This window comes from Nioella ostreopsis (assembly GCF_004000255.1).
Lineage (GTDB): Bacteria > Pseudomonadota > Alphaproteobacteria > Rhodobacterales > Rhodobacteraceae > Nioella > Nioella ostreopsis.
Genome location: NZ_RCIQ01000022.1, coordinates 37,362 through 64,004, shown reverse-complemented (window position 1 = coordinate 64,004; position 26,643 = coordinate 37,362). Strand labels below are relative to the sequence as shown.

The following is a 26,643-nucleotide window of genomic DNA, read 5'->3' as shown; positions in this document are numbered from 1 at the left end:
GCAAGATGGCTCAGATCGGCTCGATCAGCTCCGGCCCTTCTGCACGGTTGGAATTGACCTTCGGATCGACGCGGAAGCTTTCGAACCGATCAGCCGGGGCAGCCTTCATCAGCAGCGCTGCCCCCTTGCCCTCTTCGCCGAGCCACTTGCCCCAATCCTCGCGCGCTAGACTGACAGGCTCGCGATGATGGATATGGCTGAGCCCCTCGCCCGCCGGGCAGGTGACAATGGCGAATGTGGTGAACTGCTCATCCCCCTGCGCCCAATCCTGCCAGATGCCCGCCAGAACCAGCGGATCCCCGTCTGCAGGCCGGATATACCACGGCAGACGCTTGCCATCGGTATCCTTGGTCCATTCATAGAACCCCGTGGCCAGAACCAGACAGCGCCGCTGGCGGCAGGCCTCACGGAAGGCGGGCTTTTCGGCGATCGTCTCAGACCGCGCGTTGATCAGCAGCGGCCCGTCCGTGGGAGTCTTGTACCAATGGGGCAGGAACCCCCACCTCATGGGACGGTAAAGGCGCGACGCCTCCACAGATGTCACCACCCCGACCGCCTGCGTCGGGCAGACGTTGAAGCGCGGCCCGTCCGGCAGGTCATTGGCGGGCGCGGCATCCACGAACCGCGCCATCGCGTCGACCTTGTGGGTGATGGTCATGCGTCCACACATGGGCCGAGGGTATGCGCGCTTTGCCGTCCTCGCAAGCAGGCCAAATACAAAAGGCCGAGCGGATGCCCGGCCCTCATCTGGTCCCGAGTCCTGACCGATCAGGCGCCGTAAACGGCCTTGTGCGCGATCTTGCGGATATCGCCGGAATAGATGTCGAGGTCGAGCCGGGTTTGCAGCGGCAATGTGCTCAACTCGCGCAGGGTGCGGCGGTAAGCGGCGTATTTGCGGACATCTTCAGCCAGTTTGGTATGAGCGAAGGACATCGGTAACTCCCTTCAGGTTTCGCGTTTCGATACCCCCAATATGTTAGCGCCAACAGAAACGACAACTGACAAGGCACCAAGGCCGCAATGCAAATGCTGCATAGCAGCAAAAAGGCCGGGCAGTCGCCTGCCCGGCCCCCTTGAAACCAGTCAATTGTCAGGCTTATTCGCCTTCCATGATCCGATCTTCCAGATGCGGCATATAGGGGCTGTTCTCGGCCAGATAGTCGGCCACAACCTGTTCCAGACCCGGACCGAAATCATAGGCATTCATCCCCTCGGACGAGAAGATGCGGTAGCCATCCCCGCCGGACCGCATGTAGTTGTTGGTCACGACGCCATAGATCGCCTCGGGATCAATCGGCACGAAACCATCCGCGGTTTCGATCTCGACCGACACGATGCGGCTGCCGGGTTCGCCTGCCGGGTTCCACGTGTAGCGCATGCCTGCCACTTGCGGGAAGCGACCCGCGCCGTCTTCGACCTGGCTGACGCCGTTTTCCAGCGCCGCGATGATGCCGGCACCGGACAGCTGGAAGGTCGCCACGGTGTTCTGGAAGGGCAGCACGGTGAAGACCTCACCCATGGTGATCTCACCGGCGTCAATCGACGCCCGCAGACCGCCACCGTTCTGAATGGCCACATCCATGCCCTGATCGCGGGTGCGGTCCAGCATGGCCGTCGCCACCAGAACGCCCATCTGGCATTCCCGCGCACGGCAATTGTCGCGCGAGCCGTCGATCACGTCGGTGCTTTCCGCGACGACCTCGGCCATGGCTTCCTGGATCGGAGCCGCCAGTTCCGCAACCCGCGCCGCAATGGCCGCATCGGGTTCAACCGACGCATCCAGCAGCATGGTGTTGCCATCGGCGAAGATCAGGTTGCCCTCATCGTCGAAGGTCACTTCCAGATGTCCCAGATACTTGGAATAGGCATAGGCCTGCACAATCGGCACCATTGCACCATCGGGGCCATCGACCCAGGTCGGATAGGGGCCGTGACGGTCGGGATCATCCGCCGACAGGTAGGTGTGCGAATGGCCACCGACGATCAGGTCAAGCCCGGTCACCGCCTCGGCAATCCGCATGTCCTGCGGCAGGCCCACATGGGTCAGGGCGATGATCATGCCAACGCCCATCTCGGTCAGTTCGTCCACATCAGACTGGATCGCGTCGATTTCGTCCTGGAAGATCACGTTCGGGCCGGGGCTGGAGGTTTCCGCCGTATCCGTCGCCAGTGCCGAGATCACGCCCACCTGATGGCCGTTCACGTCGAGCACCACATAGCTTTCCACCTGCCCGTTCAGCTCTTCGGACTGGCTGAGGTCGAGATTGCCGGAAATCACCGGGAAGCTGACCGTATCGAGGAAGCGGCGGAAGTTGCCGGGGCCGTCGTCGAACTCGTGGTTGCCCACGGCCATGACGTCGAAGCCGATGGCTTCCATCATCTCGGCTTCCACGTCGCCCTTGAAGGTCGTGTACATGAGCGAGCCCTGGAACTGGTCGCCCGCGTCCAGAACGATCACGTTCTCGCCCGCTTCGGTCAGCTCATCACGCAGGGTGTTGATGGCGGTGGCCACCCGCGCCACGCCGCCAAAGCATTCGCCCGCGGCGTCATCCTCGGCCGAACAGGTGCTGTCGAAGCGGTTGATCGGCTGGATACGGCTGTGAAGGTCGTTGATATGCAGAATATGAAGGGTCACGTCGGCGGAGGCTGTGGTGCCAAGGGCAACCAGCATGGCCGTCGAACACAGGATTCGAGCAAACATCGGAAAAGACTCCCTGTTATGTGTTATCCCCACAGCTTGGCGGGGGCCATCGCGCAAGTAAAGGGGGTCGATGACCGTGATGTGACACTTGACGCCGGGTCGCTCTCGGGCCAAGTGCGGCCCATGCTGATTTACAAGATCCTCCGGGCCCCGGAATGGGCCGAGTTGCAGGCCATGGGCGAAAGCGCCGGGGCGCCTGTCGATATCGCCGACGGGTTCGTGCATTTTTCCACCGCCGAGCAGGCCGCCGAGACAGCCGCCAAGCATTTCGCCGGGGCTGAGGGGCTGGTTCTGCTGGCGCTGGAGGCTGATGCGCTTGGAGACGCCCTGAAATGGGAAGTCTCGCGCGGCGGCGCGCTGTTCCCGCATCTCTATGCGCCCCTGCGGCTGGCGGATGTGCTGTGGTCCAAGCCTCTGCCGCTGGTCGACGGTCGCCACGTGTTCCCTGATCTGGAGGGCTGAGATGCTGGAACGGATGGGCATGGCGCTGATGCGCCGGATGGACCCGGAAACAGCCCACGGGCTGGCGCTGAAGGCGCTGACCATGGGCCTTGCACCGCTGCCGGGTGTCGTGACCTCCGACCGGCTGCGCACGACGGTGGCCGGGCTCAACCTGCCCAACCCGGTTGGTCTTGCGGCGGGGTTCGACAAGAACGCAACCGCACTCGCACCGCTGTCGCGCGCAGGCTTCGGCTTTATCGAAGTGGGCGCCGCCACCCCCCGCCCTCAGCCCGGAAATCCGAAACCACGCCTCTTCCGACTGACCGAGGATCGCGCCGCAATCAACCGCTTCGGCTTCAACAATGACGGGATGGAGGCGATTGCCACCCGGCTGGCCACCCGACCCAAGGGCGCGGTTGTGGGGCTGAACCTGGGCGCCAACAAGGACAGCGCCGACCGGTCCGCCGATTTCGCCCGCGTCCTGACCTGCTGCGGCGCGCATGTGGATTTCGCGACCGTCAATGTCTCCTCGCCCAATACCGAGAACCTGCGCGACCTTCAGGGCAAGGCGGCGCTGGAGGCGCTTCTGGCGGGCGTGATGGAGGCGCGCGCGGGTCTGGCGGTTCCGATCCCCGTCTTCCTGAAGATCGCGCCCGATCTGGACCCCTCCGAGATCAAGGATATCGCAGAGGTGGCGCTTGGCTCCGGCCTCTCGGGCATCATCGCGACCAACACGACCAAATCCCGCGCAGGGCTGAGAAGCGCGCATAAGGGCGAGATGGGCGGATTGTCCGGTGAACCTCTGTTCGAGATGAGCACACGGGTTCTGGCGCGCCTGTCACACCTGACCGAGGGCAAGCTGCCGCTCATTGGCGTGGGTGGCGTCGGCTCGGCGGAACAGGCCTATGCCAAGATCCGCGCCGGGGCTTCGGCCGTGCAGCTCTATACAGCGCTTGTCTATGGCGGGCTGTCGCTGGCGGCACAGATCGCGCATGGGTTGGAGACGCTGCTGGCCCGCGACGGGTTCGAAACGGTTGCAGACGCCGTGGGCACCGGGCGAAGCGACTGGCTTTGACACCTGCCATTGCGGCCGGGCGGTGAAAAAATCTTGGAAGATTTTTCAGAAAGGATTTTCGAAAATCCTTCCCCGCGCCTAGCCCACAGCGCGCTCCAGGGCCGGATAGCGTAGACCAAGCGTCACGCCACGGGCTATGAACGAGATGTGGAGCGCCAGCCACAACCCGTGATTTCCCATGGGCTCCAGCAACAGCCACAAGGCCGCGTAATAGATCAGGGCCGAGACGATCATCATGTTGCGCATATCGGCGGACCGCGTGGCCCCGATGAAGATCCCGTCGAACATGATCAGCCCCAGAAAACTGATCGGCCCGGCAATCATCCAGGGCAGGTAGTGCAACGCCTCGGCCTGCACCTCCGCATCCTTGGCCATGACGCCAATCAGCCACGGCCCCAGCACCGCGAACCCAATGGCCAGCAGCACAGCCGTGCCCGTAGCCCAGGCCGAACTGCGCACCGCCGCCCGTCGCAAAAGCCCCCGCCGCCCGGCCCCGAAGGCCTGCCCCACCAGCGCCTCGGCGGCAAAAGCATAGCCATCGAGCGCATAGCCCGTGATATGCAGGAATTGCAGCAGCACCTGATTGGCGGCCAGCGTCACATCCCCGAACCGGCCACCGAGAAGCAGGAACGAGACGAAAATCGTCTGCAACAGGAGCGAGCGGACCATGATATCGCCATTCACCACCGCCATGCGCCTCAGGCGCACCCGGTCGAACACCCGTGCCCAATCCTTCCAGCCCGGCGAGCGGAACGCCCCCCGGCAGAGCCACAGCCCCATAGCCAGCCCCGACCATTCCGCAATGAAGGTGGCGAAGGCCACGCCCTCGACGCCCCAGCCAAGCTGCAGCACGAAGAGCAAGTCGAGCACCACATTCACCCCGTTGATCCACAGCTGCAGCATCAACACGCCCCGCGTGCGTTCCTGCGCGATCAGCCAGCCGCTGATCCCGTAAAGGGCAATCGCCGCAGGAGCTGACCAGATGCGGATCGCCATGTAGCTGCGCGCCAGACCCTCGACCTCTGCGCTGGCTGGTGTGACCCAGAAGGCCCCCGCGAAAATCAGCCGTTGCAGGACGATCATCAGCATGCCGCCGGCACAGCCGATCATCAGCGCCCGGGTCAGCAGCGCCACGACCTCCGGCCCGTTGCCTTCGCCCGCCGCCTGCGCGGTCAGCCCGGTGGTGCCCATGCGCAGGAACCCGAAGATCCAGTAGATGGCGGACAGCACGATGGCGCCCACCCCCACGGCGGCAATCGGCGCAGCTTCGGGGATCTGCCCCACCACGCCGGTATCAACCGCGCCCAGGATCGGCACCGTCACATTCGCCAGCATGATCGGCAGCGCAATTTTCAGGATGCGCTTGTGGGAAATGGCGTCAGCCACGCCCGCGCTCTCAGCCAACACGCGCCCCATTGCCATTGCGCGAGGGCATCAGGAAATGCCCTGTGGCCTGCGCGAAGAGCTTGTCGCGATTGTCCTGCCATGCTTCCACATGAACGCTGGCATAGCGGCGGCCAGACCGGTTCACCCGCGCCCGCGCATAGGCGTCGCGCGGCAGCCCGGCGCGCAGGTAATCGACGGTAAAGTCGATGGTTTTGGGCAGGCGCGGCATGGTTTCGGGCGACAGGTCCTCGGCGGCGGTGCGACCCGATTCAATATCGTCCCACAAGGTCTGCCAGCTAAGCCCGATGATCGACGTCATCTCCAGAAAGGATGCTATCGCACCCCCATGCAGCGCCGGCAGGAACGGGTTGCCGATGAGCTTCTCGTTATAATGCATGATCGCCGTCAGCTCATCGCCGCGCCGGTCGAACTCGATCCCCATGAACCGGGCATAGGGCACGCCCTTCACCAGCAGCTCCAACGCGCGGTCACGGCGTTCCTTGACGACCTGAACGGGTTCGGGACGGGGGCGGGTCATGCCTTGGCCTCCTTTTCCTTCGGGCGTTCCACGGTGAAGGCCCCGGCGGCGGTGGCCACGGGCCGATCCTCATCCTCGTCGAATGCGCTGGCGCGGACAAAGCCCACGGACCGGGTCACATTATAGCATTCCGCCCGCGCGATGATCCGCTGACCGGGGGTCGCCGGGCGCATGTAGTCGATGCGCAGATCAATCGTCGCCGTGCCTGCGGGTGCGTCGGGGTGACTCATCACCGCCGCACCGCCGCAGGTGTCCATCAACGCCGACACGGCACCGCCATGAATAACGCCGCTTTGCGGGTCGCCCACCAGATCCTCGTTCCACGGCATGGAGATCACGGCAAACCCGTCGCCGATATCGTCAAGGTTCATGCCCAGAGCCTTGGAAAACGGAATCGCCTCGATAAACTGCTTGGCGATGCGGGCTTTTTCGCCGGCTTTCAGCGTCATGGGCGGTCCCTTCCCTCTTCTTTCGGGTATTCGGAGTAGGAAACAGGGAACACGGTTTTGCATTCCCCGCAACCCTGATGCACAATCCCGTTACGGCAAGAGTCAGGACAGATCGGGGCGAGCATGGCTGAGGAACGGCTGACATTCAAAGAGATGTGCGAACGCTTCGACGTGACCCCGCGCACCTTGCGTCACTACGAGTATATCGAGCTGCTGTTTCCCGAGAAGGAAGGCCGCCAGCGCTTCTATGGCCCCCGCGAAGTTGCCCGCATGACGCTGATTCTGCGGGGCCGCCGTTTTGGCTTCAAGCTGGAAGACCTGCGCCAGTGGCTGGAACTCTATAACGCTGATCCTGAGCAGCGCCTGCAACGCAAGGTCTGGATGGAAATGGCAGGCAAACAGCTGGACGAGTTGCGCAGCCGCCGGGACGAGCTGGACGAAATCATCGTCGAACTGGAACGCATGCGCGATGTCTTCAAGTAAATTGAATGCCCTGAAGAGCTGAACACGCTTCGGTCGATCTAGTCCCCGCGTGTCGCCGCAAGGACCTTCGGGATGTCAATTCGCCAGGCATCGCCAGTCTGCGGTTCTCCGAATACAGGCGCATAGTTCAGACCACGTCGGGCAGCGATCATTGCAAATGCCGTTGTTCCTTTGTGCGGATGAAACATCTCGATGCAGCGTGATCCGGGCTTTGCCGCGAAGAGAGAGGTCAGCGCACCCCCATGCGGTGCAACGATGACATCGGCTCCCTGAATGGCATCAAGCTGGCCGACGCCGTCCAGTTCCTCCATCCGGATCGTGGTGAATCCGTCGGCCTCAAGTGCGGCCTGCAACTCGGCTTCATTGCTTAATGGCCTCCGTCGCATTCCCGTGCGGGAAAGGTAGATTTTCTTGCCATGACCCGACCCAGCTCCGACCACTCGCTCAGCAGCGGCTGCCATTTGCGCCATGAGCTCTGCATCACAATAGTGGAACGGGTGACTGTGGCTGTGGGCGCCCAATGAATCGCTGCTCATCACCAAAGTGCCCACGCTGTAGACATGACCTGGGCGTGCCGTCTGGAAACCGGGATCAAGGGCGTGCTGCATCACTTGGTTCAGCGGGGCCGAGGTTTCGGGCAGATAGATGTCTTCTGACGCCACGCCATAGGTATCACGCAGGATCAGCCCTCTGGTCAGTTGATCGGCGACGAAATGGGCCGGATTTCCAGGATTGTGGCGGTCGCCGCAATAGGCCATCACCCGGATCGGCGTCACCCTTCCCGCAGCGATCTGCTGCGCCATTGCCGGGCCGGGCAGAGCCGTGGATTGGGCATCAACACGGTCGCCACGCATGATACAGAAGCGATCTCCGCGATTTGCAAACAGAACATCTTGGAAAACATGCGCCCTTGCAGTTTTGACCTGCTGCGGCCCTGCAAGATGCAGGCGCGCGATCTTGGGGGCCTGAGCAAAGGGCACGGCGATACGCGTCGGAAGCGGATCAATGACGCGATCCAGTGGCTTGGCGTGGGCGCACAGGTCTGCCTCTTGCAGATCCTTCAGATGTGACCAGCGGGGCCGATTGGCCAGATGGGGAAGAATGAGGGAGGGTTGATTGAATGGCATGGGCGGCATGCCCGCATCACTCCGAAGCCAATTGATCGGCGCTAGATGCAGGTGCGTCCCAAGCTTGTACGAGATACCCAGGCGCTTTACCGCGCGGGAGAAAACCCGTTTGGCGAACTGTATCAAAATCGTGAAGACCTTAAGATCAATCTGATGCCGCACGCTACTTCGCCCGATAGTCGAAAGCAAGTCGCGCGAAGTGCCATCGTCCAACAGCGATTCCAACGCGCCCTGCGGCAAAGCATCCCCATTTTGAAGCCGATAGATTCGGCAGGTTCCGAGATATTATTGCGTCATCGGGTATTGTGCGATGGACGCGGCATCCGCGCAAAAATCCGCTGACGCGCCGTCAATTTAGAAAGTGACGCGACGTCTATTTTACGTTAACGTAAACTTATCTTGTAAGCTTGTCCCGAGAATCGCAAATCGGGACCCACACAACGATGTTTATGACTATAGGTGACCTCATGGATCCCGAAACCATGTCGATCCGCGAGATGTGCGATGCGTTTGACGTGACGCCGCGCACCTTGCGCTTTTACGAGTCCAAGGAACTGCTTTTCCCGATCCGGGAAGGCCAGAAACGGCTGTTCACCCGGCGCGACCGGGCCCGTCTGAAACTGATCCTGCGCGGCAAGCGCTTCGGCTTCTCGCTCGAGGAAATCCGGCAGCTTCTGGAACTCTACTATGTGGGCGACCAACAGGAAACGCAGCTCAAGCGCACGCTGGAAGTGGCGCGCGAACGGCTCGACGACCTGGAACGCCGCCGCGCCGAACTGGACGATGCCATAGACGAGATGAAATCTCAGATGGGCATGGTCGATGACATGCTGGCCAGCCTGTCCGGCGGCCAGAAATCAGCCTGACACCCCTTTTCTGCTTCTTCGGGAGGACCAGATGCCGAGCTACACCGCCCCCACCAAGGACATGCAATTCATCCTGCACGACGTGCTGAAGGTGACCGAGCAATCCATCCCCGGCTATGACGAGCTGGACCGCGATTTCACCGCCGCCATTCTGGAAGAATGCGGCAAGCTGAACGCCGAAGTGCTGGCCCCCCTCAATGTCGTGGGCGACACCGAGGGCTGCGTTCTGGAAAACGGCGTCGTGCGGACCCCCACCGGCTTCAAGGCGGCCTTCGACCAGGTCCGCGAAGGTGGCTGGACCGGTCTCGACATGCCCGAGGCATATGGCGGCCAGAACATGCCCTTCGTCCTCGGCGCGGCGACGCTGGAAATGTTCGCGGCCTCCAACCAGGCCTTTGCCATGTATCAGGGCCTGACCCATGGCGCGGCCTCTGCGATTCTGGCCCATGGCTCTGACGACCAGAAGGCGACCTATCTGCCCAAGATGATCGCCTGCGACTGGACCGGCACCATGAACCTGACCGAGCCTCATTGCGGCACCGATCTGGGCCTGATGCGCACCAAGGCGGAACCGCAGGAGGATGGCAGCTACGCCATCACCGGGCAGAAGATCTTCATCTCGGCGGGTGAACACGACATGGCCGAGAACATCATCCACCTCGTCCTGGCCAAGATCCCCGGCGGCCCAGAGGGCATCAAGGGCGTGTCCCTCTTCATCGTGCCAAAGTTCCTCGTGAACGAGGACGGCAGCCTTGGCGCGCGCAATGGCGTCGCCTGTGGCAAGATCGAAGAGAAAATGGGCATCCACGGCAATTCCACCTGCGTCATGAACTATGACGGAGCCAAGGGCTGGCTACTGGGCACCGAGCACAAAGGCATGCGCGCCATGTTCACCATGATGAACGAGGCCCGCATCGGCGTCGGCATGCAAGGCCTCGCGCAGGCTGAAGCGGCCTATCAGAACGCGCTGATCTACGCCAAAGACCGCCTTCAAGGCCGCGCCGTGACCGGCGTTGAAAACCCCGATGGGCCCGCCGACCCGCTGATCGTGCATCCTGATATCCGCCGGAGCCTCATGGATCAGAAAAGCTTCACCGAGGGCGCGCGCGCCTTTGTGCTGTGGGGCGCCACCCTGATCGACCAGGCCCATCGTGGCAAGGATGCCGATGCGGACGGGCTGATCTCGCTGATGACACCCGTCATCAAGGGCTTCCTGACCGACAAGGGCTATGACATGACCGTGCAGGCCCAGCAGGTCTATGGCGGCCATGGCTATATCGAGGAATGGGGCATGTCGCAGTTCACCCGCGACGCCCGCATCGCGATGATCTACGAAGGCGCCAATGGCGTGCAGGCGCTCGACCTCGTGGGCCGCAAGCTGGCAGCCGATGGCGGCAAGCATGTCATGGCCTTCTTCGAAATGGTCAAAACCTTCTGCAAGGAAAACGGCGACGAGGCGATGGAACCCTTTGTAAGCCCGCTCAAGCAGGCGTCGAAGGACCTTCAGGCCGCGGGCATGTTCTTCATGCAAAATGGCATGAAAAACCCCAATGCCGCGCTCGCTGGTTCAACCGATTTCATGCATATGATGGGCCATGTCTGCCTGGCGCTGATGTGGGCACGGATGGCGAAAACCTCGCTCGACGCCCTTGCAAACGGCACCACCGACCCTGATTTTCATGAGACGAAGCTCGTGACCGCGCGCTACTATATGACCCGCCAGCTGCCCGCTACCGGCATGCATCTGGCGCGGATCCAGTCCGGCGCCGATACCGTCATGGGCCTGACCGCAGACCAGTTCTGAGAGGGACCCGATGCCCAAACGCCTGCGCCTCACCCGCCGCCCCAATATCGCGATGTCCGAAGACGGGTATCGCAAGCTGAGGGCGCTGGCCGGTGAGGCCGGGCTCGACGAGGGGGAGTTTCTGTCTTTCCTCTTCGAGAACTGGAAAAGCGTGGTGGATGAGGACAATTTCACCCACCGCATCCGGCTGTTCAATTCGGAGCTGGAAACCCGCAAGAAATGACCTCGGACGACAGTGCCCGGAGAGAGTGAGGAGTTTTGAGTATTTGAACCAAGAAGAAGGAGGGGACACTCTGCCATTCCGCGCAGCCCCGCATCGGAGGCCCCATTGGCCCGGCGCGCGAGGGATCGGATACGCAGAGTGCCTTCTCCTTGGGCGGTCATCGGCTCTCCAGCCTGTACCGCAGGGAGCAAGCTAGGCGGTTAACCTTAATATCCGGTTACGAGCCTTCTTCTTGGTTGAAATACTCCACGGGGGGTGCGGGGGGTGTGAAATCCCCCGCCTGCGCGACACTGGCTAGGGAGGATGGCGCATGACGATCAAGCTCTACTGTTTCGGGGAAAGCGGCAATGCCTACAAGGCGGCGCTGGCGCTGGAACTGTCCGGCCTCGACTGGGACCCGGTCCATGTCGATTTCTTCGCCGGGGAAACTCGCACCCCAGACTATCGCGCCAATATCAATGAAATGGGCGAGGCGCCGGTTCTGGTCGATGGCGACGTGAAACTGACCCAGTCCGGCGTCATCCAGCAATATGTGACCGACAAGAGCGGCAAGCATGGTGGCGCGCCCGAAGATCGCTACGAGGTGCTCCGGTGGGTCCTTTGGGACAACCACAAGATGTCTTCCCAGGCCGGGATGACCCGCTTCCTGATGAACTTCCTGCCCGAAAAGCACCGCGACCCCAATGTCATCGCATTCATGCAGGGCCGCCTGAAAGCCGCCTATGCGACGCTCAACGCCCATCTGGAGGGCCGCGACTGGATCGTCGGCGACAGCCTGACCAACGCCGATCTCTCCTGCTGCGGCTATCTCTATTACCCCGAGCCCTTCGGCTTTGACCGGGCCGAATGGCCCCATATCGACGCCTGGCTTACCCGCCTGTCCGACACGCCGGGCTGGCAACACCCCTACGACCTGATGCCGCGCGCCATGACGGAGAAGGAGACCACCAAATGACCGCAGCCTTCGTCATCATGGCGGCCATCGCCCTGGTCGGCGGGCTGGTGGGAGGAGCGAGCCTCGCCTGCGTTCTCAAACCCTATCGCGGGCAGACGGACCCGCTGCCACGCAGCACCTTTGCCCTCCTCTTCGGCGCAACCTGTCTGGCCGCTCTGCCCGCGATGGCAGTGTTTCTTGGCATGATCGACTATGAAGCCCCGGCAACTCTGCTGCTCTTCTTCGGCACGGGCGCGATCACTGCCCTGCCGCTCCTCATACCGGCAAAGCGATTGCCACGCGACGCGCCGCTGATCTTCGCTGGCTTTGCACTGGCCACCCTGTCCGCTCTGGCCACGGTCTTCTGGGCCTCCCAGGGCTTCCGGGAGGCGCGCGAAAGCCTTCACCGGGCCTGCTCCGCCGCAACCGAAACCCTCAGCGCCGCCCGCGCTTGCAGAGAACATGTCGACACTCATTGGTCGCTTCCAGCCGACCTGCCACAGACCTGAGACGTAAGGATTCCCCATGACCGACGCCTATATTTACGACGCCATCCGCACCCCGCGCGGCAAGGGCCGCAAGGACGGCTCCTTGCACGAAGTCAGCGCCGCGCGGCTGTCCGCGATTGCGCTGAACGCGCTGAAAGACCGCAACAATCTCGAAGGCCATGCCGTCGAGGATGTGATCTGGGGCAATGTCACGCAAGTGGCCGAACAGGGCGCCTGCCTCGCGCGCACCGCCGTTCTGGCCTCGGACCTTGACGAGTCGATCCCGGGCCTCTCCATCAACCGCTTCTGCGCGAGCGGGCTGGAGGCGGTGAACCTCGCCGCCAACCAGGTCAAGGGCGGCGCGGGCAATGCCTATATCGCCGGTGGCGTCGAAAGCATGAGCCGCACGCCCATGGGCATGGATGGCGGCGCGATTGCCGTCGACCCCGCCATTGCGATGGACAATTATTTCGTCCCGCAGGGCATTTCCGCCGATATCATCGCCACCGAATACGGCTTCACCCGCGATCAGGCCGATGCGCTGGCGGTGGAATCCCAAAAGCGCGCGAAAGCCGCCTGGGATGACAATCGCTTCGCCAAATCCGTGGTGCCGGTCTTTGACCAGAACGGTCTGCCGATCCTCGATCATGACGAATACATGCGCCCCGGCACCGACATGCAGTCGCTCGGCGGGCTGAAACCGTCCTTCAAGGACATGGGCGAGGTCATGCCCGGTTTCGACGCCGTGGCGCTGATGAAATACCCGCATCTGGAGCGGATCAACCACATCCACCACGCAGGCAACAGCTCTGGCATCGTCGATGGCGCCGCCGCCGTTCTGATCGGCAACAAGGCGTTTGGCGAGGCCATGGGCCTCAAGCCCCGCGCCCGCATTCGCGCCACCGCCAAGATCGGCACCGATCCCACCATCATGCTGACCGGCCCGGTGCCTGTGACGCAGAAAATCCTTGCCGAATCCGGCATGACCATCGGCGATCTGGACCTTTTCGAGGTGAACGAGGCCTTCGCCTCTGTCGTCATGCGCTTCCAGCAGGCTTTCGACGCGGATTGGGACAAGATCAACGTCAATGGCGGCTCTATCGCCATGGGCCACCCGCTTGGGGCCACCGGCGCGATGATCCTCGGCACGCTTCTGGACGAGCTCGAACGCTCCGACAAGGAAACCGGGCTTGCCACGCTCTGCATCGGCTCCGGCATGGGTGCCGCCACCATCATCGAGCGCGTCTGATGCCCAAGATCGACCTGAGCCAACTCACAGCCCGTACCGGCTCCATCTACCCCGCGCCCTATGATGCGGAGATGGAGGGGCGATCCTCGCTTCGCGTGGGCGATGCGGGCGGTCTGACGCAGTTCGGCGCGAATATCGTCATCCTCGCCCCCGGCGCGAAATCCTCCCTGCGCCACTGGCACGAACGGCAGGACGAATTCGTCATGGTCACCCAAGGCACCTGCACGCTGGTCGATGACCACGGTGAAACGCCGATGTCCGTGGGCGATTGCGCGACCTTCAAGGCGGGCGATCCCAACGGCCACTGCTTCATCAACAAAACCGGCGACGAGGCCCGCTTCCTCGTCATCGGCACCCGCACGGAAACCGAGACCGGCTGGTACAGCGATATCGACCTGAAAATCAGCGTCGACGCGACCGGTTTCACCTTCACCCGCAAAGACGGCACCCCGCTCAAGGGAGACGAAAAATGACCGATTTCACCATGAAAACAGACGCTGACGGCGTCGCCACCATCACCTGGGACACCCAGGGCAAGAGCATGAACGTGATGACCCTCGAAGGCTGGGTCGAGCTGGAGGCGCTGATCGACCAGGCGCTGGCTGACGACGCCATCAAGGGCGTGATCCTGACCAGCGGCAAGCCCGGCAGCTTCGCGGGCGGGATGGACCTCAAGGTCATCGCCAAGATGAAGGAAATGGCGGGCGACAACCCGGCCAAGGGGCTCTTTGACGGGATCATGAATGCCCACCGGATCATGCGCAAGATCGAGCGCGCGGGCATGGATCCCAAGACCAACAAAGGCGGCAAGCCGATCGCCTGCGCCCTGCCCGGCACCGCGCTTGGCATTGGCCTCGAAATCCCGCTCTCCTGCCACCGCATCTTTGCCGCCGACAACCCCAAGGCCAAGATCGGCCTGCCGGAGATTATGGTCGGCATCTTCCCCGGCGCGGGCGGCACCACCCGCCTCGTGCGCAAGATGGGCGCGATGGCGGCCAGCCCCTTCCTGCTAGAAGGCAAGCTTTCCGACCCGAAGAAGGCCAAATCCGCCGGCATCGTGGATGAGGTCGTTCCGGCGGACGAGCTGCTGTCGGCTGCGAAGGACTGGGTTCTGAACGCGAAAGACGCCGATATCGTCAAACCGTGGGACCAGAAGGGCTACAAGATGCCCGGCGGCGCCCCCTACTCGCCTTCCGGCTTCATGACCTTCCTCGGCGCGGCAGCCATGGTGAACGGCAAGACAAAGGGCGTCTACCCGGCGGCCAAGGCGCTGCTCTCTGCCGTCTACGAAGGCGCGCTGGTGCCCTTCGACACGGCGCTGAAGGTCGAGGCGCGCTGGTTCACCAATGTGCTGATGAACCCCTCGTCCTCGGCCATGATCAACAGCCTCTTCGTCAACAAGGAAGCGCTGGAAAAGGGCGCGAACCGTCCGGACGTGGCAGATGAAACCGTCAGGAAAGTCGGCGTTCTGGGCGCGGGCATGATGGGGGCAGGCATCGCCTATGTCTCGGCCAAGGCGGGCATCGAGGTTGTGCTGATCGACTCCACGCAAGAGGCCGCCGACCGGGGCAAGAGCTACTCCACCGGCATCCTCGACAAGGGCATTTCGCGCCGCAAGGTGACGGAGGAGCAGAAAGCCGACCTGCTCGCCCGCATCACCGCCACCACCGAATACGCAGCACTCGAAGGCTGCGACCTGATCGTGGAAGCGGTCTTCGAAGACCCCTCCGTCAAGGCCGAGGTCACCGCCAAAGCGGAAGCGGTCATTCCCGAAGACGCGATCTTCGCCACCAACACCTCAACCCTGCCGATCAGCGATCTGGCGAAGGCCAGCAAACGGCCCGAGCAGTTCATCGGCATCCACTTCTTCAGCCCCGTCGACAAGATGCTGCTGGTGGAGATTATCAAGGGCAAGGAAACCGGCAACCGCGCCGTGGCCAAGGCGCTCGACTATGTGCGCCAGATCCGCAAGACACCGATCGTCGTCAACGACGCCCGCTTCTTCTACGCCAACCGCTGCATCATCCCCTACATCAACGAAGGCATTCGCATGGTGAAGGAGGGCGTGGCCCCGGCGCTGATCGAGAATGCGGCGAAACTGGTCGGCATGCCGCTTGGCCCCCTGCAACTGGTGGACGAGACCTCCATCGACCTCGGGGTGAAAATCGCCAAGGCCACCAAGGCCGCCATGGGCGACGCCTACCCCGATGGTGCCGTGGACGAGGTGCTGTTCTGGATGGCCGACGAGGGCCGCCTTGGCCGCAAGTCCAAGTCCGGTTTCTACGCCTATGACGACGCGGGCAAGCGTCAGGGCCTGTGGGATGGCCTCGCCGCGAAATACCCGGTGGCGGATGAACAGCCCGAGCTGATCGAGGTGCAGCACCGCCTGCTCTTCGCACAGGTGCTGGAAGCGGTCCGCGCGCTGGAGGAAGGCGTACTGGAAGACATCCGCGAAGGCGATGTCGGCGCGATCCTCGGCTGGGGCTTCGCGCCGTGGTCGGGCGGTCCGTTCAGCTGGCTCGACATGCTCGGCACGCCCTATGCGGCGGAACGCTGTGACCAGCTGACCGAGACCTATGGCGACCGCTTCTCCACCCCCGATCTGCTGCGCGAAATGGCAGGCAAGGGGCAGAGCTTCTACGGCCGCTTCGGCCCGCAAGCAAAGAAAGCCGCCTAAGTCGCAGGCAAGGCAATCAGGGGCGAGGCGGGTCATTCCCCTCGCCCCTTTCTCATGTCTTAGCGGATGATCTCGAACTCCTGATACAGATAACCGCCGGCATAGACGGTCTGTGACATCAACCGCAGGTCCGGTTGCACCGGGCAGCCCCCGAACAACCGCGTGCCGCCGCCCAGAACAATCGGCGCGCGTTTCACCCGCAGCCGGTCGATCAGACCCCAGCCCTGCAGCGTCCCGGCAAACGCCCCGCCGCCGCACAGGTAGACCGGCCCGGCAGACCTACGGATCACCTCCACCACCTGCGCCCGCCCTGCCCCGCGATGCAGGGTCACCGCCCGCTTGTCGGGCAGGTCCAGCCGCTCGGAAAAGACATGGGTGCGCATGTGGGTGTAGGGATTCTGCCCCGGCTCCATACCGAACCGATATCCAAACTCGTAAGTGCCACGCCCCATGATGGCGGTGGCATAGCCCTCCAGTCGGGCGACATAGTCCTCCACCACCGGTCCCTCATGGGCAAAACCGGAAATGTCCCCTTCGGGACCGGAAATATAGCCGTCCACAGATACGGCCACGTCATAGATAACGGGATGCATTCAGGTGCTCCTCAAACAAGGTCCAACTTGACCCCGAGGGGCCACGGAAACGGGTTGGTCCTTACTTGATCACTGGCAGAGCACTCCTGTTGTCAGGGCAATTCCTACCCTGCACCCGGCAGGAAAGGCAAGCCGAGCCGGACCTAGTCCACCTCTGCCGCGACCATGGCCCTGCCTTCGGCGAAGGTCCCGGCCTCGATATGCTTCATCAGCAGTCGCGCCTTTTCCCAGCTCAGCGCCTTGCAGTTGTCCACGATCTTCTGATGCCCCAATGCCACCTCGAAGCTCAGCGCATCGTCGGCCAGCAGATAGGTGCCGCCGCCCACGCAAATCGCCTGCGGATGATCGAAGATCAGTTCATAGACCAGCTGATCCCCCACGGGTTCCACCGGCTTGATACCGCCATATCCGTCAAGCGCCTTCGCTGGCAGCAGAACGAAGGGATCGCCGGTCATCTTCTCCACCAGATCGCTTTCATAGATGACCGCCTGATGCTGCATCAGTTGCAAAGGCTCACAATTGCCCAGCGCACCTGCGGGAATTTCGAAGGGCCAATGCTCCATGCAGCGTTCGGACGGGCTGGCCCAGGCCCGGCGCTGGATGATGGCGCGGATTTCCTTGTACCCGTCCTCGAAGGTTTCCACCAATGTCCCCGGCGTCAACTCGCTGACCGGCAGATCGCCATAGGGGGTCTGCACCGGTGTCCGCCCCTGCAACCCCAGGGGCAAGGCCTCGCCGCCGAACCCGGTCAGCATCGCCGCACCGGGAATGATGGCCTTTCCAACGGCCCTGTGTCTGATCTGCTTGGTCACGCTCGATTCTATTGTTTGATTGAATTTCTTATTGAGATTCAGAATGGCGAAAATATGAAAAACTTCGAGCAATAATAATTAACAGATCATTTCCCCTTAAAGAGTGTTTCCAGTTTTCTGAATGGAGGGTCGTGCAAAGCGCCCCCCGGATCGGCCGCTGCTCGGCAGACGTCCCGCTGCAATTGCCCTGCGATTCGCAGGCTGATGCAGGACAGCACCAGCGCGGGCGGCGCGCGCCCCGGGTCACGGTGCATCGGCAGCCTGCATTAGCGACTGTTCAGGATACAGGACCGCCAAATGTCCGACATTTGGTGCCGTTGCGTCACACAAACTCTTTTCTTTTGAAAAATCTCTGCCAAACATCCCGATCACCGCATCGACCACCGGCAAGGAGGACACCGCATGGGCTGGATGAAGGATGAAACCGGGCTGGAAAAACGCGCCGCGAATTTCGTGCCGCTGACGCCGCTGTCGCATCTCAAACGCGCTGTGCTGGTCTATCCGCAGGTCGAGGCACTGGTCTATGGCACGTTCCGAAAGACCTATGCCGAATACCATGCCCGCGTCTCGCAATTGGCCTCTGCCCTTACCGGTCGTGGCGTCGCGCCGGGCGATGTGGTCGCCACCGTCATGCCCAATGTCCCCGCCCAGGCCGAGGCGCTCTTTGGCGTGCCCGCCTGCGGGGCGGTTCTGAACACGATCAACACAAGGATCGAAGTCGGCACCATCAGCTACATCCTCGATCACGGCGAAGCCTCCGTGGTGCTGGTCGATACCCAATTCCTTGGCGCGGTCGAGGCGGCGCTGAAGGAAATGGAAGCCGAGGATTTGCCGCTGATCGTCGAGGTCCCCGACGAACAGGCCGGCTACCCCGCCTCTGGCCGTCACCTGACCTATGAGGATCTGCTGGCCGAGGGCGACGCCGATTTCGAATGGATCATGCCAGAGGATGAATGGGAGAGCATCGCGCTCAACTACACCTCCGGCACCACCGGGCGGCCCAAGGGCGTCGTCTATCACCATCGCGGCGCCTACCTCATCACCCTTGGCACCCCCATCGCCTGGCGGATGACGCTCTATCCCCGCCTGCTGACCATCGTGCCCTTCTTCCACTGCAACAACTGGTGCCACACCTGGATGCTGCCCGCGCTTGGCGGCACAGTGGTCTGCTGCCGCGACGTGACCGCCAAGGCGATCTATGACGCCATCGCCGATGAGGGCGTGACCCATTTCGGCGGCGCGCCCATCGTGCTGAACATGATCGTGAACTCCTCCGAGGCCGATCGCCGCGCCTTTGATCACACCGTCGAGGTCTTCACCGCAGGCGCCCCCCCGGCGGCCGCGACGCTCGCCGCGATCGAGCCCATGGGCTTCAACGTCACGCAGGTCTATGGCCTTACCGAAACCTATGGCCATGCCACCGAATGCGTCTGGAAGGACGACCAGTGGGGCGATCTGTCTCAGACCGACCGCGCCGCGATCAAGGCCCGCCAGGGCGTTGCGCTGCCGAATATGGAACCCATCATCGTCACCGACAGCGACATGAACCAGATCCCGCAGGACGGCACTGCGACCGGCGAAATCATGATCCGCGGCAATTCGGTGATGAAGGGCTATTACAAGAACCCCCGTGCCACCGCCGAATCCTTCCGGGGCGGCTATTTCCATTCCGGCGATATCGCGCTGCAACACCCCGACAGCTACATCCAGATCGCCGACCGCGCCAAGGACATCATCATCTCGGGCGGCGAGAATATCAGCTCGGTCGAGGTCGAGGGCGCGCTGATGCACCACCCCGCCGTGCTGCTTTGTGCCGTGGTGGCCAAGCCCGATGACAAATGGGGCGAGGTGCCCTGCGCCTTCGTGGAACTGAAATCGGGGGTCGAGGCAACCGAAGACGACCTCATCGCCTTCGCCCGCCAGCGCCTGGCCGGGTTCAAGACCCCCAAGCATGTGGTGTTCCAGGAACTGCCCAAAACCTCGACCGGCAAGATCCAGAAGTTCGAACTGCGCAAGGTGGCGCAAGCGCTGTAGTCGGTTTCGTACCGGGCCAGAGCCGCCTGAAGCGTGGCGAAGGGACCGTTCGTGTCCCTCACTGCCGCATCAGCGCCCCGCAGCAGACTTAGCGAATGCGGAAAATCGGACATTTGCAGCGAGTTGCGGGGTTGTCCGCTGCGCGGACTTTATTGCCATTGAGTGATCACACAGCAATGTCGACTTTGGTTCGGGAACATCCAGTCTCCAAGCACGAGATCAAGCTGATTTCCGCGCAACCACGACAAATTGTGTGATCGATAAGAAAAACCGCCCCTCATCCGACAGCGTCTGTTGTTCATTGAACCAAGCCTGCGCCTCCACCTCTTCGATATGCGAATTGGAAATCGCGTATTGCTTCATGAGATGCATCATCACGATGACAATGCCATCGGGCTCGAGTTCGTGATCGGTCATTGTAAAGGGTGTTACTGCATCCACCTTGTGTCCTTTGGCCTTGAGGATACCGGGAAGCCGTTCGGGCAGCGTACCGCTGACGAAATGCTTGTCCCAAGACGCTACTACCTTGGAAATGCGCTCGGGATTATCGGAATGCCAGATGAAGCTGCCAAAGTGCACGTCGCTAATCACCAAACGACCGCCCGGTTTCAGGCATCGCATTGCATCTTCCAGTGCGCTGTCCACGTCGTCTATGCATTCGAAAACCTGAACAGATACGGCCCTGTCGGCGGCACCGTCTGAAACCGGGAAGTCATTCGCCAAACCCTCCGCGAACTCCACGTTATCGTGGCCCTGGCAGCGGTCTTGCCCAGCCTTCAGCATGTCCTTGCTGGGATCAATGCCAATGATCCTGCCTGTCGGCCCGACGGCCCTGGCCAACTCGGCGGTCAGCAATCCGTTGCCACATCCGATATCAATGATCGTATCACCAGGGCTAGGCTTGAGCGCGTCAAAAGATGCCTGCCGTCTGCGGGTCAGGTCAGCACCTTCGTAAGCATTGTTCAATATCCGAGTAATCGCAGCATCAAACTTAAGCACTTGGATTACCTTCAAATTTTCTAGCACCGGGGATTTCCGTGACCCAATTTAGTCTGGAACGCGTCCAGCATTCGAAACTTGGAGCTAGTTCAGCCCGTTGCCGAATCGTCCCGGCCCGAAGGTTGTATGCGGCAGGTTTATCCTCGACGCCGCAGGAAAAGAGGCCGGAACCACGTTGTTGCACGGGTCAAGGAAATCGGCGAAGAAGTCGGCCCAGACATGGTAAAAGTAGAGCCCGATGCCGCACAAATTCCACGCTGATCGTCGAGGCAAGTTCCGGAAAGCGAAATATGCGGTGAGTTACTGGCCGAAATAAAACGAGGCGCTGCGCCGTCGCGGGGACGTGACGATCTGGCTTGAGGATGGGGCTGCCGGGAAATAGGTAGCACCCAAGCACAAGGGTCGTGGCGAGCAACCGAAATACTCCGACTTCGCCATCGAGACCTGTCTGACGCTGGGGCTGATCTTTCACCAGCCGCTGCGACAAACCCAAGGGTTCGTCCGGTCGCTACTTGGACTGATGGGCGTGGCGTTGCCGGCTCCAGACTTCTCGACCTTGTCACGGCGGGCGATTGGCCTCTCTGTCGTGGACGACAGGCCGCAATCGAGTGGCCCCATCACGCTGAACGTGGATAGCACGGGCCTGAAGATCCATCGCGGTTCAGGCTGGCTGGAGGAAAAGCACGGCACGAGAAAGACCCGCCAATCCTGGCGCAAACTGCACATCGGGTACGATCCGGATAGCGGCGAGATTATGCCCGTGACCGACAGGCCAATCCCGGAGGCACCGCTTTCGACGGCGATCCGGTGGGTGCCGACGGCGATCTCGAACCCCCCAGCGCAAGCCGATCGATCCGATCGACGAGCAGCACCATGACCGATTATTCGCGCACGTGACTCTTTCGGCTAGTTTTCAACCGCGGCTTTCAGTTCCGCATTGCAGGTTTGATACATCGGCAATAACTGACCCGCGAAGCTCGCTGCATAGGGGTTGTCCACGATCTCGTCGGATTGGACGAACAGAGTCTGATCACCGCAAGCTTCGACTCTATAGAGATGGTTATCATGCCCCCCGCCGATGTCTTCCGGGAACGGATCGGACCAACCGAATGCCTGGCCGTCTGCATAGATGAGCGTGTGAGGAACCTCCATCACATTGGGCTCACCGGTCTCGTCGGTGCCAAAGATGAAAGTGATCGTCACGCTTCCGCCGTCACGGATGTTGCCGGTCATGCCCTGCAATGTGCCGGTGCTCCAGCTTGCCATGTTGTCGAAGTCGGTCAGGGTCGCCCAGACCTCCTCGGGGGCGGCGTTGATGAGCACGGATGTGTCGACTGTTGCATGGGTCTGGCTGAGCTGCGCGATGCTGCCACTCATCAAACGCGCATCGCAGGGCGTGTCTGCCGCCAAAGATGAACTGAATGCGATTGCAAGCAGCGGGGCAGCAACTGCAGTTGAGGCGAAGGGGAAAGAACGGTTCATGATCACTCCAAATGAGTTTGTTTTCTTGCCAGACTTGAAGAGTTGGATAAGTTCGCGACTTCTCGCTGGGATCACCTGACGCCGAGGTCGCGCCATCGTCCTTGTCCATCTTTGCCATTGCGTCATGTCGGCATCGGCGATGGCAAAGGGGGACAGATCGACGGTCTGGGCCATCCGATCTGGGTTCAGGCTTTTGAACAGCACGGAACAGCCAATCGGTGCGCCCACCACGATAAAAGCTGGGCTTCGGACACGCCCCATTTCTTCGCGATGTCTTTGACGGCTACGTCGTCCGTCCTCATGTCATCTGACTTGGCACTGTCCGGGAAGTGCGAGGGATGAGGGTGAAGGTAGCTTGAGTTTCAGTCATGCAGTGCTCCATTCTTGCGTGTTGTCGATTGGAAGCTATGCGCAGCGCTGAAGCTCGTCCTGCCAAATTCTCCGAGACTTTTGCCAATTCCTCCAAATCGTAGGGAAAACACGTGATCACGCGTGACCTGGCCCCGACGGACCCCGCTCCATATCAAGAGTCTGCGCGGTCTCAGGCAGGCCCGCAGTCAGCCCGGCGATGGCCAGGCACAGGATGACGGGCTTGAGGCGGTCGGTGCGGGTGGCTTCCAGACGGCTCATCCTTCTCCGGCGGGGGCGAATGCCGCTGGCTCTTCCGCGAAAAGCCGTCCGACCCCCACGCTCCGCGTGCTGGACCCGGCATCGCGCAGGAGGAACAGGGCGTCGAGGCCGGTTCGCCGTGCGAGTGCCGCGCCCCGCTCCGGGCCGAGCACCATCAGGGCCGTCGCCCAGCCATCCGCCTCGGCGCAACTCCGGGCCACCACGGTGACCGAAGCCGGTGAGGCAATCAGCGGCGCGCCGCGTCTGGGGTCCATCGTGTGCGACAGGCGTCGCCCCTGCACCTCGACCCAGTGGCGGTAGTCGCCAGAGGTGGCCACTGCGGCGTCCTGTAGCGCAAGGATGGAATGCGGCGTCCGGCGCTCGGCATCCGGTGCCTCGACCGCGATGGCCCAAGCCGCGCCGTCGGGACGCAGACCCAGCGCCCGCATCTCGCCGTCGATCCCGACGAGAGCATCGGCGATCCCGTGGTCGCGCAAGATTTCTGCCAGCCGGTCGACGCCATAGCCCTTGGCGATGCCGTTGAGGTCGAGGGCGACGGGCGCGGCCTTGCGCACGCGGGCTCCGTCCATCTCCAATAGTTCATGCGCCGGGCAGCACGGGTTTTTCATCGCGGCGCGGATGCGATCCGGCGCAGTATTCCCGGGCCCGAAGCCCCAGGCCGTCACCGCGTCACCCATTCCGATGTCGAACGCCCCGCCCGAGGCACGCCCGATTTCGAGGCCGAGGCGCAGGACGTGCCGAAGGCGCTCGGGCACAGCCAGCCATTCCCCCACCGGTGCCGCGTTGAGCCGCATCAGATCGCTGCCCGCGTTCCAGGTCGACATCTGTCCATCCACCTCGTCCACGGCCGCTTGCAGCGCCGTGCGGATCGGGGCCGGGTCAAAGTCGGGTTGCGCAAAGAACAGCGCCGACCAACCTGTGCCCATTGTCGGGCCGCTCAGGGCGATCCTCGCCCGTTCAGTAGACATCTTCGACATACCGCCCCTCTGCCTTCAGGACCGCCGGCGTCAGCCCGGACGGTGCAAGGATCTCGGTCAGCGCATCGGTCACGCCCGCCGCCATGTCGCGGCCGCCGCAGACCATCACGCGGGCGCCGTTGCGGATGAGGTCCGCGACCTGGGCAGCCTCGCCCAGCAGCGCGTCCTGAACGTAGTGGGGCCGCGCCCCGCGCGAGATGGCCGTGACCAGCCGGGTCAAACGCCCTTCATCCTGCCAGCCAGGGATCTCCTTGCCGTAGAAGAAATCACTGCCCGGATGGCGCATGCCGAAGAAGAGGTGAACGGGCCTGCGGCGCGCGTTGCCGCGGATGATGCCCGCAAGCGGCCCGATGCCGGTCCCCGCGCCGATCAGGATCAACGGTGCCCGGCTCTGCCCCGGACGGAAACCTGGGTTTCGGCGGAGGAAGGCGGCCACCGTATCGCCCGGCTCCAGCGCCGTAAGCTGTCCCGAACAGAGCCCGCCGGGATGCTTCTTGACCACGATCTCGACAAAGCCATCGCGGCGTCCAGAGGCGAGCGAGTAAAGTCTGGGGACAGCGCCCCCTTCGGGCTGGACGCCGATCAGGTCGCCAGCCTGAAACCTTGCGAACCCGCCGCCCAGTAGCCTTTGCCAAAGCGAGGCGCGCGGGAGCGCGAAGCGCAGGATGGCGGTCGGGGCCTGTACCTCGACACCGTAGTCGCGGCGCGAGACGAGAGTCAGCATGGTCGCTTGCGGCTGGACCGGCTGATGCGACAGTTCGAGGTCAATGCCAAGCGCCTCTCCGAGCGCCCTGCCCCAGCGTGCGAAGTCCTGAGGCGATTGGCGGTCGACCGTGTCAAGCGACATGAGTTCTGGCCAACCCTTCGCCCGTGCCGCTGCCGCGACCTCCCTGGCGAAGGCGCAATAGGCCGGAAAGCTGCGGTCACCGAAGCCGAGCACGGCCAAAGGAATGTCCGGCACCCGGTCGGACGCGGTCAGGCGGTGAAGAAAGCCCTTTGCAGAGGCGGGCGCTGCCCCGTCTCCATAGGTCGCGGCGAGCAGGATGATCCGCTCGGCATGGGCGTAACGCTCCGGCGCGAAGCCCGACATCGGGCCGACATGGACGCTCTGCCCGGCTTGCGTCAGGGCCGCGTGCAGCGTCGCGGCAAAGCCCCAGGTGCTGCCGCCCTCGCTGCCGACGAGCAGGATCGTCTCGGCGCGGCCTGCGGTCTGGTTGCCCCGGATGCGCGGTCGACCGCGCCGCCCGGCGAACCAGACCAGCACGCCGGTTGCGCCCATCGCGGGCACGCCGAGCGCCATCAGCCCGAGCACGAGCCCAAGCGTCGCCGCCCCCTGTCCGGTGTGCAGCATGTAGATGGTTTCCGAGACGCGCTCCCATCCCGTCAGGTCGGACCAGGCCAGCAGGGCCCCGTCGCCCTGATCGAGATACCCGGTGCCCCTGTCGGTCTTGAGCGTGTAGACATCCGTCGCATCGCCGGGATAGGGAAAGCTCAACTCGCGCAACTCGGCGACCGGCGTTTGCTGTAGCGTGGGCATTTGATCGAGTGCGAAGGCCATCTCTCCGCTGACCTCTGGCATGTTTGGCAAGGCGCCCCCATCCGGCAGGAGATCGAAGGTAGACGCCGTCATCCAGAGCGCAGTCGTGGAGGACAGAACGAGGCCCACGACGGCGATCCGGGCGATCTCGACGTGCAGCCTTCCCGCGAGCGGGCCACGCAGGCGCGCGAACCAGTGCCGCCAGCCGCCCGTCCGCCGCGCGACCAGCGCCGCGCCGGAGAGCGAGAGGACCAGCATCGCGGCAGCCCCTGCGGCCATCGCCATACGCCCGCCGTCGCCGAGGAACAGCGACCGGTGCAGGTTCGTCAGCCAGCGGAGGGCCTGGTTCGGATCGGCCGAGGCCACGCCCTCGCCCGTCGCTGGATCAATCACGGCGGCGCCCGGCGCGCCCTGGTCGAACCAGTAGGCGATGATCCGGCCCGAAGGCGCACGGCGGATCTGCTCCACGCCCGGATAGACGGTCTGGATGCGCTCCGCGAGAGCGGCGACGGTCAGCCCGGCTTCGGCCTGCGGCGCGGCGAGGCGCTCGGCCGCGGGGAAAACAGACAGTGCCGCACCGCTGAGGCTCAGGATGGTGACGAGCGCTAGGGCCAAAAGTCCCGGCCAACGATGGAATGCACGGATCATGGCCCCACTCCTCACATGTCGTAGGTGAAGCTGGCGATGTAGCGTCGACCCCGCACCGGCGTGGCAGCGCCATCGGTCGTGAGAGGCACCGCCACTTCGTTGGGGCTGTCGCGCATATCCTCAGCGGCTGCATCGATATGGAGCGTGTAGCCCGCATCGAAGAGCGCGTCGGCCAGGTCGAGCGTGATTTCCAGCGTGCGACCCGCGCCGACACTGGCACCGGTGATGCCGTTCACCTGAGCGGTATCGCCGCCCGTGGCGCGGTACCAGTCGCTGAGGTGTTCGTAGTAGCGCGAATTGTTGCCCGCCATCCACAGGCTGCCGACATAGGTGCCCGAGGCGTCAGTGACATAGAGCGTGAAATAGGCGCCATCGCCGCCATAATTGGTCAGTTCCGTAGTGAGCGTCACGGGCCGCGCCATGGCAAGGCCGGGAAGTGTCAGGGCGGTGGTCAGCGCGAGCGTTGAGAGAAGCGATTTCATCGGATTGA

Annotated in this window: 27 protein-coding genes and 1 pseudogene; 13 read left to right on the top strand and 15 right to left on the bottom strand. The window is 62.9% G+C overall.

Annotated elements, in window-relative coordinates:
* Nucleotides 1-10: 10 nt before the first annotated feature.
* From EP237_RS18690 to EP237_RS18685, 3 genes are all read right to left on the bottom strand, one after another.
* Complete coding sequence (locus EP237_RS18690; protein WP_127562413.1) at nt 11-670, bottom strand: SOS response-associated peptidase; 660 nt, start codon at nt 668-670, stop codon at nt 11-13.
* A 98-nt stretch (nt 671-768) separates the two neighbouring features.
* Complete coding sequence (locus EP237_RS23200) at nt 769-933, bottom strand: DUF1127 domain-containing protein (RefSeq protein ID WP_164744763.1); 165 nt, start codon at nt 931-933, stop codon at nt 769-771.
* Nucleotides 934-1,096: 163 nt separating this feature from the next.
* Nucleotides 1,097-2,701: a bifunctional metallophosphatase/5'-nucleotidase gene (locus EP237_RS18685; RefSeq protein WP_127562412.1), complete on the bottom strand. Its 1,605-nt coding sequence runs from the start codon at nt 2,699-2,701 to the stop codon at nt 1,097-1,099.
* A 123-nt stretch (nt 2,702-2,824) separates the two neighbouring features.
* On the opposite strand from EP237_RS18685, the gene EP237_RS18680 reads away from it, so the two are divergent.
* Together EP237_RS18680 and EP237_RS18675 are read left to right on the top strand one after the other, a co-directional pair.
* Nucleotides 2,825-3,163 (top strand): DUF952 domain-containing protein, encoded by a 339-nt coding sequence (locus EP237_RS18680; protein ID WP_127562411.1) that lies wholly within the window; start codon nt 2,825-2,827, stop codon nt 3,161-3,163.
* Nucleotide 3,164: 1 nt separating this feature from the next.
* Nucleotides 3,165-4,217: a quinone-dependent dihydroorotate dehydrogenase gene (locus EP237_RS18675; RefSeq protein ID WP_127562410.1), complete on the top strand. Its 1,053-nt coding sequence runs from the start codon at nt 3,165-3,167 to the stop codon at nt 4,215-4,217.
* Nucleotides 4,218-4,295: 78 nt separating this feature from the next.
* Here EP237_RS18675 and EP237_RS18670 read toward each other — a convergent pair whose 3' ends face one another.
* Genes EP237_RS18670 through EP237_RS18660 form a run of 3 tightly spaced genes read right to left on the bottom strand, consistent with a single transcriptional unit; the run spans nt 4,296 to nt 6,590 of the window.
* The gene (locus EP237_RS18670; protein WP_127562424.1) at nt 4,296-5,633 is read right to left on the bottom strand and encodes an MATE family efflux transporter; all 1,338 of its coding nucleotides are present in this window, start codon (nt 5,631-5,633) and stop codon (nt 4,296-4,298) included.
* The gene (locus tag EP237_RS18665; RefSeq protein ID WP_127562409.1) at nt 5,614-6,141 is read right to left on the bottom strand and encodes a PaaI family thioesterase; all 528 of its coding nucleotides are present in this window, start codon (nt 6,139-6,141) and stop codon (nt 5,614-5,616) included. Before EP237_RS18665 ends, EP237_RS18670 begins: the two co-directional genes overlap by 20 nt.
* Entirely contained in the window at nt 6,138-6,590 is a 453-nt protein-coding gene (locus tag EP237_RS18660) for a PaaI family thioesterase (RefSeq protein ID WP_127562408.1), read from the bottom strand. The genes EP237_RS18665 and EP237_RS18660 overlap by 4 nt, the downstream gene beginning before the upstream one ends.
* Before the next feature lie 123 nt (nt 6,591-6,713).
* Between EP237_RS18660 and EP237_RS18655 the strand changes: the two genes are divergently transcribed.
* Complete coding sequence (locus EP237_RS18655; RefSeq protein ID WP_127562407.1) at nt 6,714-7,073, top strand: MerR family transcriptional regulator; 360 nt, start codon at nt 6,714-6,716, stop codon at nt 7,071-7,073.
* Nucleotides 7,074-7,111: 38 nt separating this feature from the next.
* On the opposite strand, the gene EP237_RS18650 is transcribed toward EP237_RS18655, so the two are convergent.
* Nucleotides 7,112-8,362, bottom strand: a complete 1,251-nt coding sequence (locus tag EP237_RS18650) for a glycosyltransferase family 61 protein (protein WP_127562406.1) — start codon at nt 8,360-8,362, stop codon at nt 7,112-7,114.
* A 305-nt stretch (nt 8,363-8,667) separates the two neighbouring features.
* Here EP237_RS18650 and EP237_RS18645 point away from each other — a divergent pair, with 305 nt between their 5' ends.
* The 8 genes from EP237_RS18645 to EP237_RS18610 all read left to right on the top strand — a co-directional run bounded on the left by EP237_RS18645 (nt 8,668) and on the right by EP237_RS18610 (nt 16,441).
* Nucleotides 8,668-9,066, top strand: coding sequence for a MerR family transcriptional regulator (locus EP237_RS18645; protein ID WP_071690766.1), 399 nt, complete (start codon nt 8,668-8,670; stop codon nt 9,064-9,066).
* Between the two features lie 31 nt (nt 9,067-9,097).
* Nucleotides 9,098-10,870: an acyl-CoA dehydrogenase C-terminal domain-containing protein gene (locus EP237_RS18640; RefSeq protein ID WP_127562405.1), complete on the top strand. Its 1,773-nt coding sequence runs from the start codon at nt 9,098-9,100 to the stop codon at nt 10,868-10,870.
* A 10-nt stretch (nt 10,871-10,880) separates the two neighbouring features.
* Complete coding sequence (locus tag EP237_RS18635) at nt 10,881-11,093, top strand: hypothetical protein (RefSeq protein ID WP_127562404.1); 213 nt, start codon at nt 10,881-10,883, stop codon at nt 11,091-11,093.
* A 310-nt stretch (nt 11,094-11,403) separates the two neighbouring features.
* Nucleotides 11,404-12,048: a glutathione S-transferase family protein gene (locus EP237_RS18630; protein ID WP_127562403.1), complete on the top strand. Its 645-nt coding sequence runs from the start codon at nt 11,404-11,406 to the stop codon at nt 12,046-12,048.
* Nucleotides 12,045-12,536: a hypothetical protein gene (locus EP237_RS18625; protein ID WP_127562402.1), complete on the top strand. Its 492-nt coding sequence runs from the start codon at nt 12,045-12,047 to the stop codon at nt 12,534-12,536. The genes EP237_RS18630 and EP237_RS18625 overlap by 4 nt, the downstream gene beginning before the upstream one ends.
* A 16-nt stretch (nt 12,537-12,552) precedes the next feature.
* Nucleotides 12,553-13,764 (top strand): acetyl-CoA C-acetyltransferase, encoded by a 1,212-nt coding sequence (locus tag EP237_RS18620; RefSeq protein WP_127562401.1) that lies wholly within the window; start codon nt 12,553-12,555, stop codon nt 13,762-13,764.
* On the top strand, nt 13,764-14,237 hold the full coding sequence (locus EP237_RS18615; RefSeq protein ID WP_127562400.1) for a cupin domain-containing protein: 474 nt from the start codon (nt 13,764-13,766) through the stop codon (nt 14,235-14,237). The genes EP237_RS18620 and EP237_RS18615 overlap by 1 nt, the downstream gene beginning before the upstream one ends.
* Nucleotides 14,234-16,441, top strand: coding sequence for a 3-hydroxyacyl-CoA dehydrogenase NAD-binding domain-containing protein (locus EP237_RS18610; RefSeq protein ID WP_127562399.1), 2,208 nt, complete (start codon nt 14,234-14,236; stop codon nt 16,439-16,441). Before EP237_RS18615 ends, EP237_RS18610 begins: the two co-directional genes overlap by 4 nt.
* A 59-nt stretch (nt 16,442-16,500) precedes the next feature.
* On the opposite strand, the gene EP237_RS18605 is transcribed toward EP237_RS18610, so the two are convergent.
* Together EP237_RS18605 and EP237_RS18600 are read right to left on the bottom strand one after the other, a co-directional pair.
* A complete protein-coding gene (locus EP237_RS18605; protein ID WP_127562398.1) occupies nt 16,501-17,034 on the bottom strand; it encodes a dihydrofolate reductase family protein in 534 nt (177 codons plus the stop codon).
* Nucleotides 17,035-17,177: 143 nt separating this feature from the next.
* Entirely contained in the window at nt 17,178-17,846 is a 669-nt protein-coding gene (locus EP237_RS18600; protein ID WP_127562397.1) for a Hint domain-containing protein, read from the bottom strand.
* A 402-nt stretch (nt 17,847-18,248) separates the two neighbouring features.
* On the opposite strand from EP237_RS18600, the gene EP237_RS18595 reads away from it, so the two are divergent.
* Nucleotides 18,249-19,880 (top strand): AMP-binding protein, encoded by a 1,632-nt coding sequence (locus EP237_RS18595; protein ID WP_127562396.1) that lies wholly within the window; start codon nt 18,249-18,251, stop codon nt 19,878-19,880.
* Between the two features lie 219 nt (nt 19,881-20,099).
* Here EP237_RS18595 and EP237_RS18590 read toward each other — a convergent pair whose 3' ends face one another.
* Nucleotides 20,100-20,879, bottom strand: a complete 780-nt coding sequence (locus tag EP237_RS18590) for a methyltransferase domain-containing protein (RefSeq protein ID WP_127562395.1) — start codon at nt 20,877-20,879, stop codon at nt 20,100-20,102.
* A 403-nt stretch (nt 20,880-21,282) separates the two neighbouring features.
* On the opposite strand from EP237_RS18590, the pseudogene EP237_RS23845 reads away from it, so the two are divergent.
* Nucleotides 21,283-21,756: pseudogene (locus tag EP237_RS23845) on the top strand (transposase); the annotation flags it as partial.
* 29 nt (nt 21,757-21,785) lie between these two features.
* Here EP237_RS23845 and EP237_RS18580 read toward each other — a convergent pair.
* The 5 genes from EP237_RS18580 to EP237_RS18565 form a co-directional block, all read right to left on the bottom strand.
* Nucleotides 21,786-22,535 (bottom strand): SRPBCC family protein, encoded by a 750-nt coding sequence (locus EP237_RS18580; RefSeq protein WP_164744762.1) that lies wholly within the window; start codon nt 22,533-22,535, stop codon nt 21,786-21,788.
* A gap of 312 nt (nt 22,536-22,847) precedes the next feature.
* A complete protein-coding gene (locus EP237_RS23195) occupies nt 22,848-22,991 on the bottom strand; it encodes a hypothetical protein (protein ID WP_164744761.1) in 144 nt (47 codons plus the stop codon).
* Nucleotides 22,988-23,968: an FAD:protein FMN transferase gene (locus EP237_RS18575; RefSeq protein WP_127562393.1), complete on the bottom strand. Its 981-nt coding sequence runs from the start codon at nt 23,966-23,968 to the stop codon at nt 22,988-22,990. Before EP237_RS18575 ends, EP237_RS23195 begins: the two co-directional genes overlap by 4 nt.
* Nucleotides 23,949-26,153, bottom strand: coding sequence for a PepSY domain-containing protein (locus EP237_RS18570; RefSeq protein ID WP_127562392.1), 2,205 nt, complete (start codon nt 26,151-26,153; stop codon nt 23,949-23,951). The genes EP237_RS18575 and EP237_RS18570 overlap by 20 nt, the downstream gene beginning before the upstream one ends.
* An 11-nt stretch (nt 26,154-26,164) precedes the next feature.
* Nucleotides 26,165-26,635, bottom strand: coding sequence for a DUF2271 domain-containing protein (locus EP237_RS18565; protein ID WP_127562391.1), 471 nt, complete (start codon nt 26,633-26,635; stop codon nt 26,165-26,167).
* Between the last annotated feature and the right edge of the window lie 8 nt (nt 26,636-26,643).

Coding starts and splice junctions, on each gene's coding strand:
- EP237_RS18690 (WP_127562413.1), bottom strand. CDS start 670: ATGTGTGGACGCATGACCATCACCCACAAGGTCGACGCGATGGCGCGG.
- EP237_RS23200 (WP_164744763.1), bottom strand. CDS start 933: ATGTCCTTCGCTCATACCAAACTGGCTGAAGATGTCCGCAAATACGCC.
- EP237_RS18685 (WP_127562412.1), bottom strand. CDS start 2,701: ATGTTTGCTCGAATCCTGTGTTCGACGGCCATGCTGGTTGCCCTTGGC.
- EP237_RS18680 (WP_127562411.1), top strand. CDS start 2,825: ATGCTGATTTACAAGATCCTCCGGGCCCCGGAATGGGCCGAGTTGCAG.
- EP237_RS18675 (WP_127562410.1), top strand. CDS start 3,165: ATGCTGGAACGGATGGGCATGGCGCTGATGCGCCGGATGGACCCGGAA.
- EP237_RS18670 (WP_127562424.1), bottom strand. CDS start 5,633: ATGGGGCGCGTGTTGGCTGAGAGCGCGGGCGTGGCTGACGCCATTTCC.
- EP237_RS18665 (WP_127562409.1), bottom strand. CDS start 6,141: ATGACCCGCCCCCGTCCCGAACCCGTTCAGGTCGTCAAGGAACGCCGT.
- EP237_RS18660 (WP_127562408.1), bottom strand. CDS start 6,590: ATGACGCTGAAAGCCGGCGAAAAAGCCCGCATCGCCAAGCAGTTTATC.
- EP237_RS18655 (WP_127562407.1), top strand. CDS start 6,714: ATGGCTGAGGAACGGCTGACATTCAAAGAGATGTGCGAACGCTTCGAC.
- EP237_RS18645 (WP_071690766.1), top strand. CDS start 8,668: ATGGATCCCGAAACCATGTCGATCCGCGAGATGTGCGATGCGTTTGAC.
- EP237_RS18640 (WP_127562405.1), top strand. CDS start 9,098: ATGCCGAGCTACACCGCCCCCACCAAGGACATGCAATTCATCCTGCAC.
- EP237_RS18635 (WP_127562404.1), top strand. CDS start 10,881: ATGCCCAAACGCCTGCGCCTCACCCGCCGCCCCAATATCGCGATGTCC.
- EP237_RS18630 (WP_127562403.1), top strand. CDS start 11,404: ATGACGATCAAGCTCTACTGTTTCGGGGAAAGCGGCAATGCCTACAAG.
- EP237_RS18625 (WP_127562402.1), top strand. CDS start 12,045: ATGACCGCAGCCTTCGTCATCATGGCGGCCATCGCCCTGGTCGGCGGG.
- EP237_RS18620 (WP_127562401.1), top strand. CDS start 12,553: ATGACCGACGCCTATATTTACGACGCCATCCGCACCCCGCGCGGCAAG.
- EP237_RS18615 (WP_127562400.1), top strand. CDS start 13,764: ATGCCCAAGATCGACCTGAGCCAACTCACAGCCCGTACCGGCTCCATC.
- EP237_RS18610 (WP_127562399.1), top strand. CDS start 14,234: ATGACCGATTTCACCATGAAAACAGACGCTGACGGCGTCGCCACCATC.
- EP237_RS18605 (WP_127562398.1), bottom strand. CDS start 17,034: ATGCATCCCGTTATCTATGACGTGGCCGTATCTGTGGACGGCTATATT.
- EP237_RS18595 (WP_127562396.1), top strand. CDS start 18,249: ATGGGCTGGATGAAGGATGAAACCGGGCTGGAAAAACGCGCCGCGAAT.
- EP237_RS18580 (WP_164744762.1), bottom strand. CDS start 22,535: ATGGCCCAGACCGTCGATCTGTCCCCCTTTGCCATCGCCGATGCCGAC.
- EP237_RS23195 (WP_164744761.1), bottom strand. CDS start 22,991: ATGAGCCGTCTGGAAGCCACCCGCACCGACCGCCTCAAGCCCGTCATC.
- EP237_RS18575 (WP_127562393.1), bottom strand. CDS start 23,968: ATGTCGAAGATGTCTACTGAACGGGCGAGGATCGCCCTGAGCGGCCCG.
- EP237_RS18570 (WP_127562392.1), bottom strand. CDS start 26,153: ATGATCCGTGCATTCCATCGTTGGCCGGGACTTTTGGCCCTAGCGCTC.
- EP237_RS18565 (WP_127562391.1), bottom strand. CDS start 26,635: ATGAAATCGCTTCTCTCAACGCTCGCGCTGACCACCGCCCTGACACTT.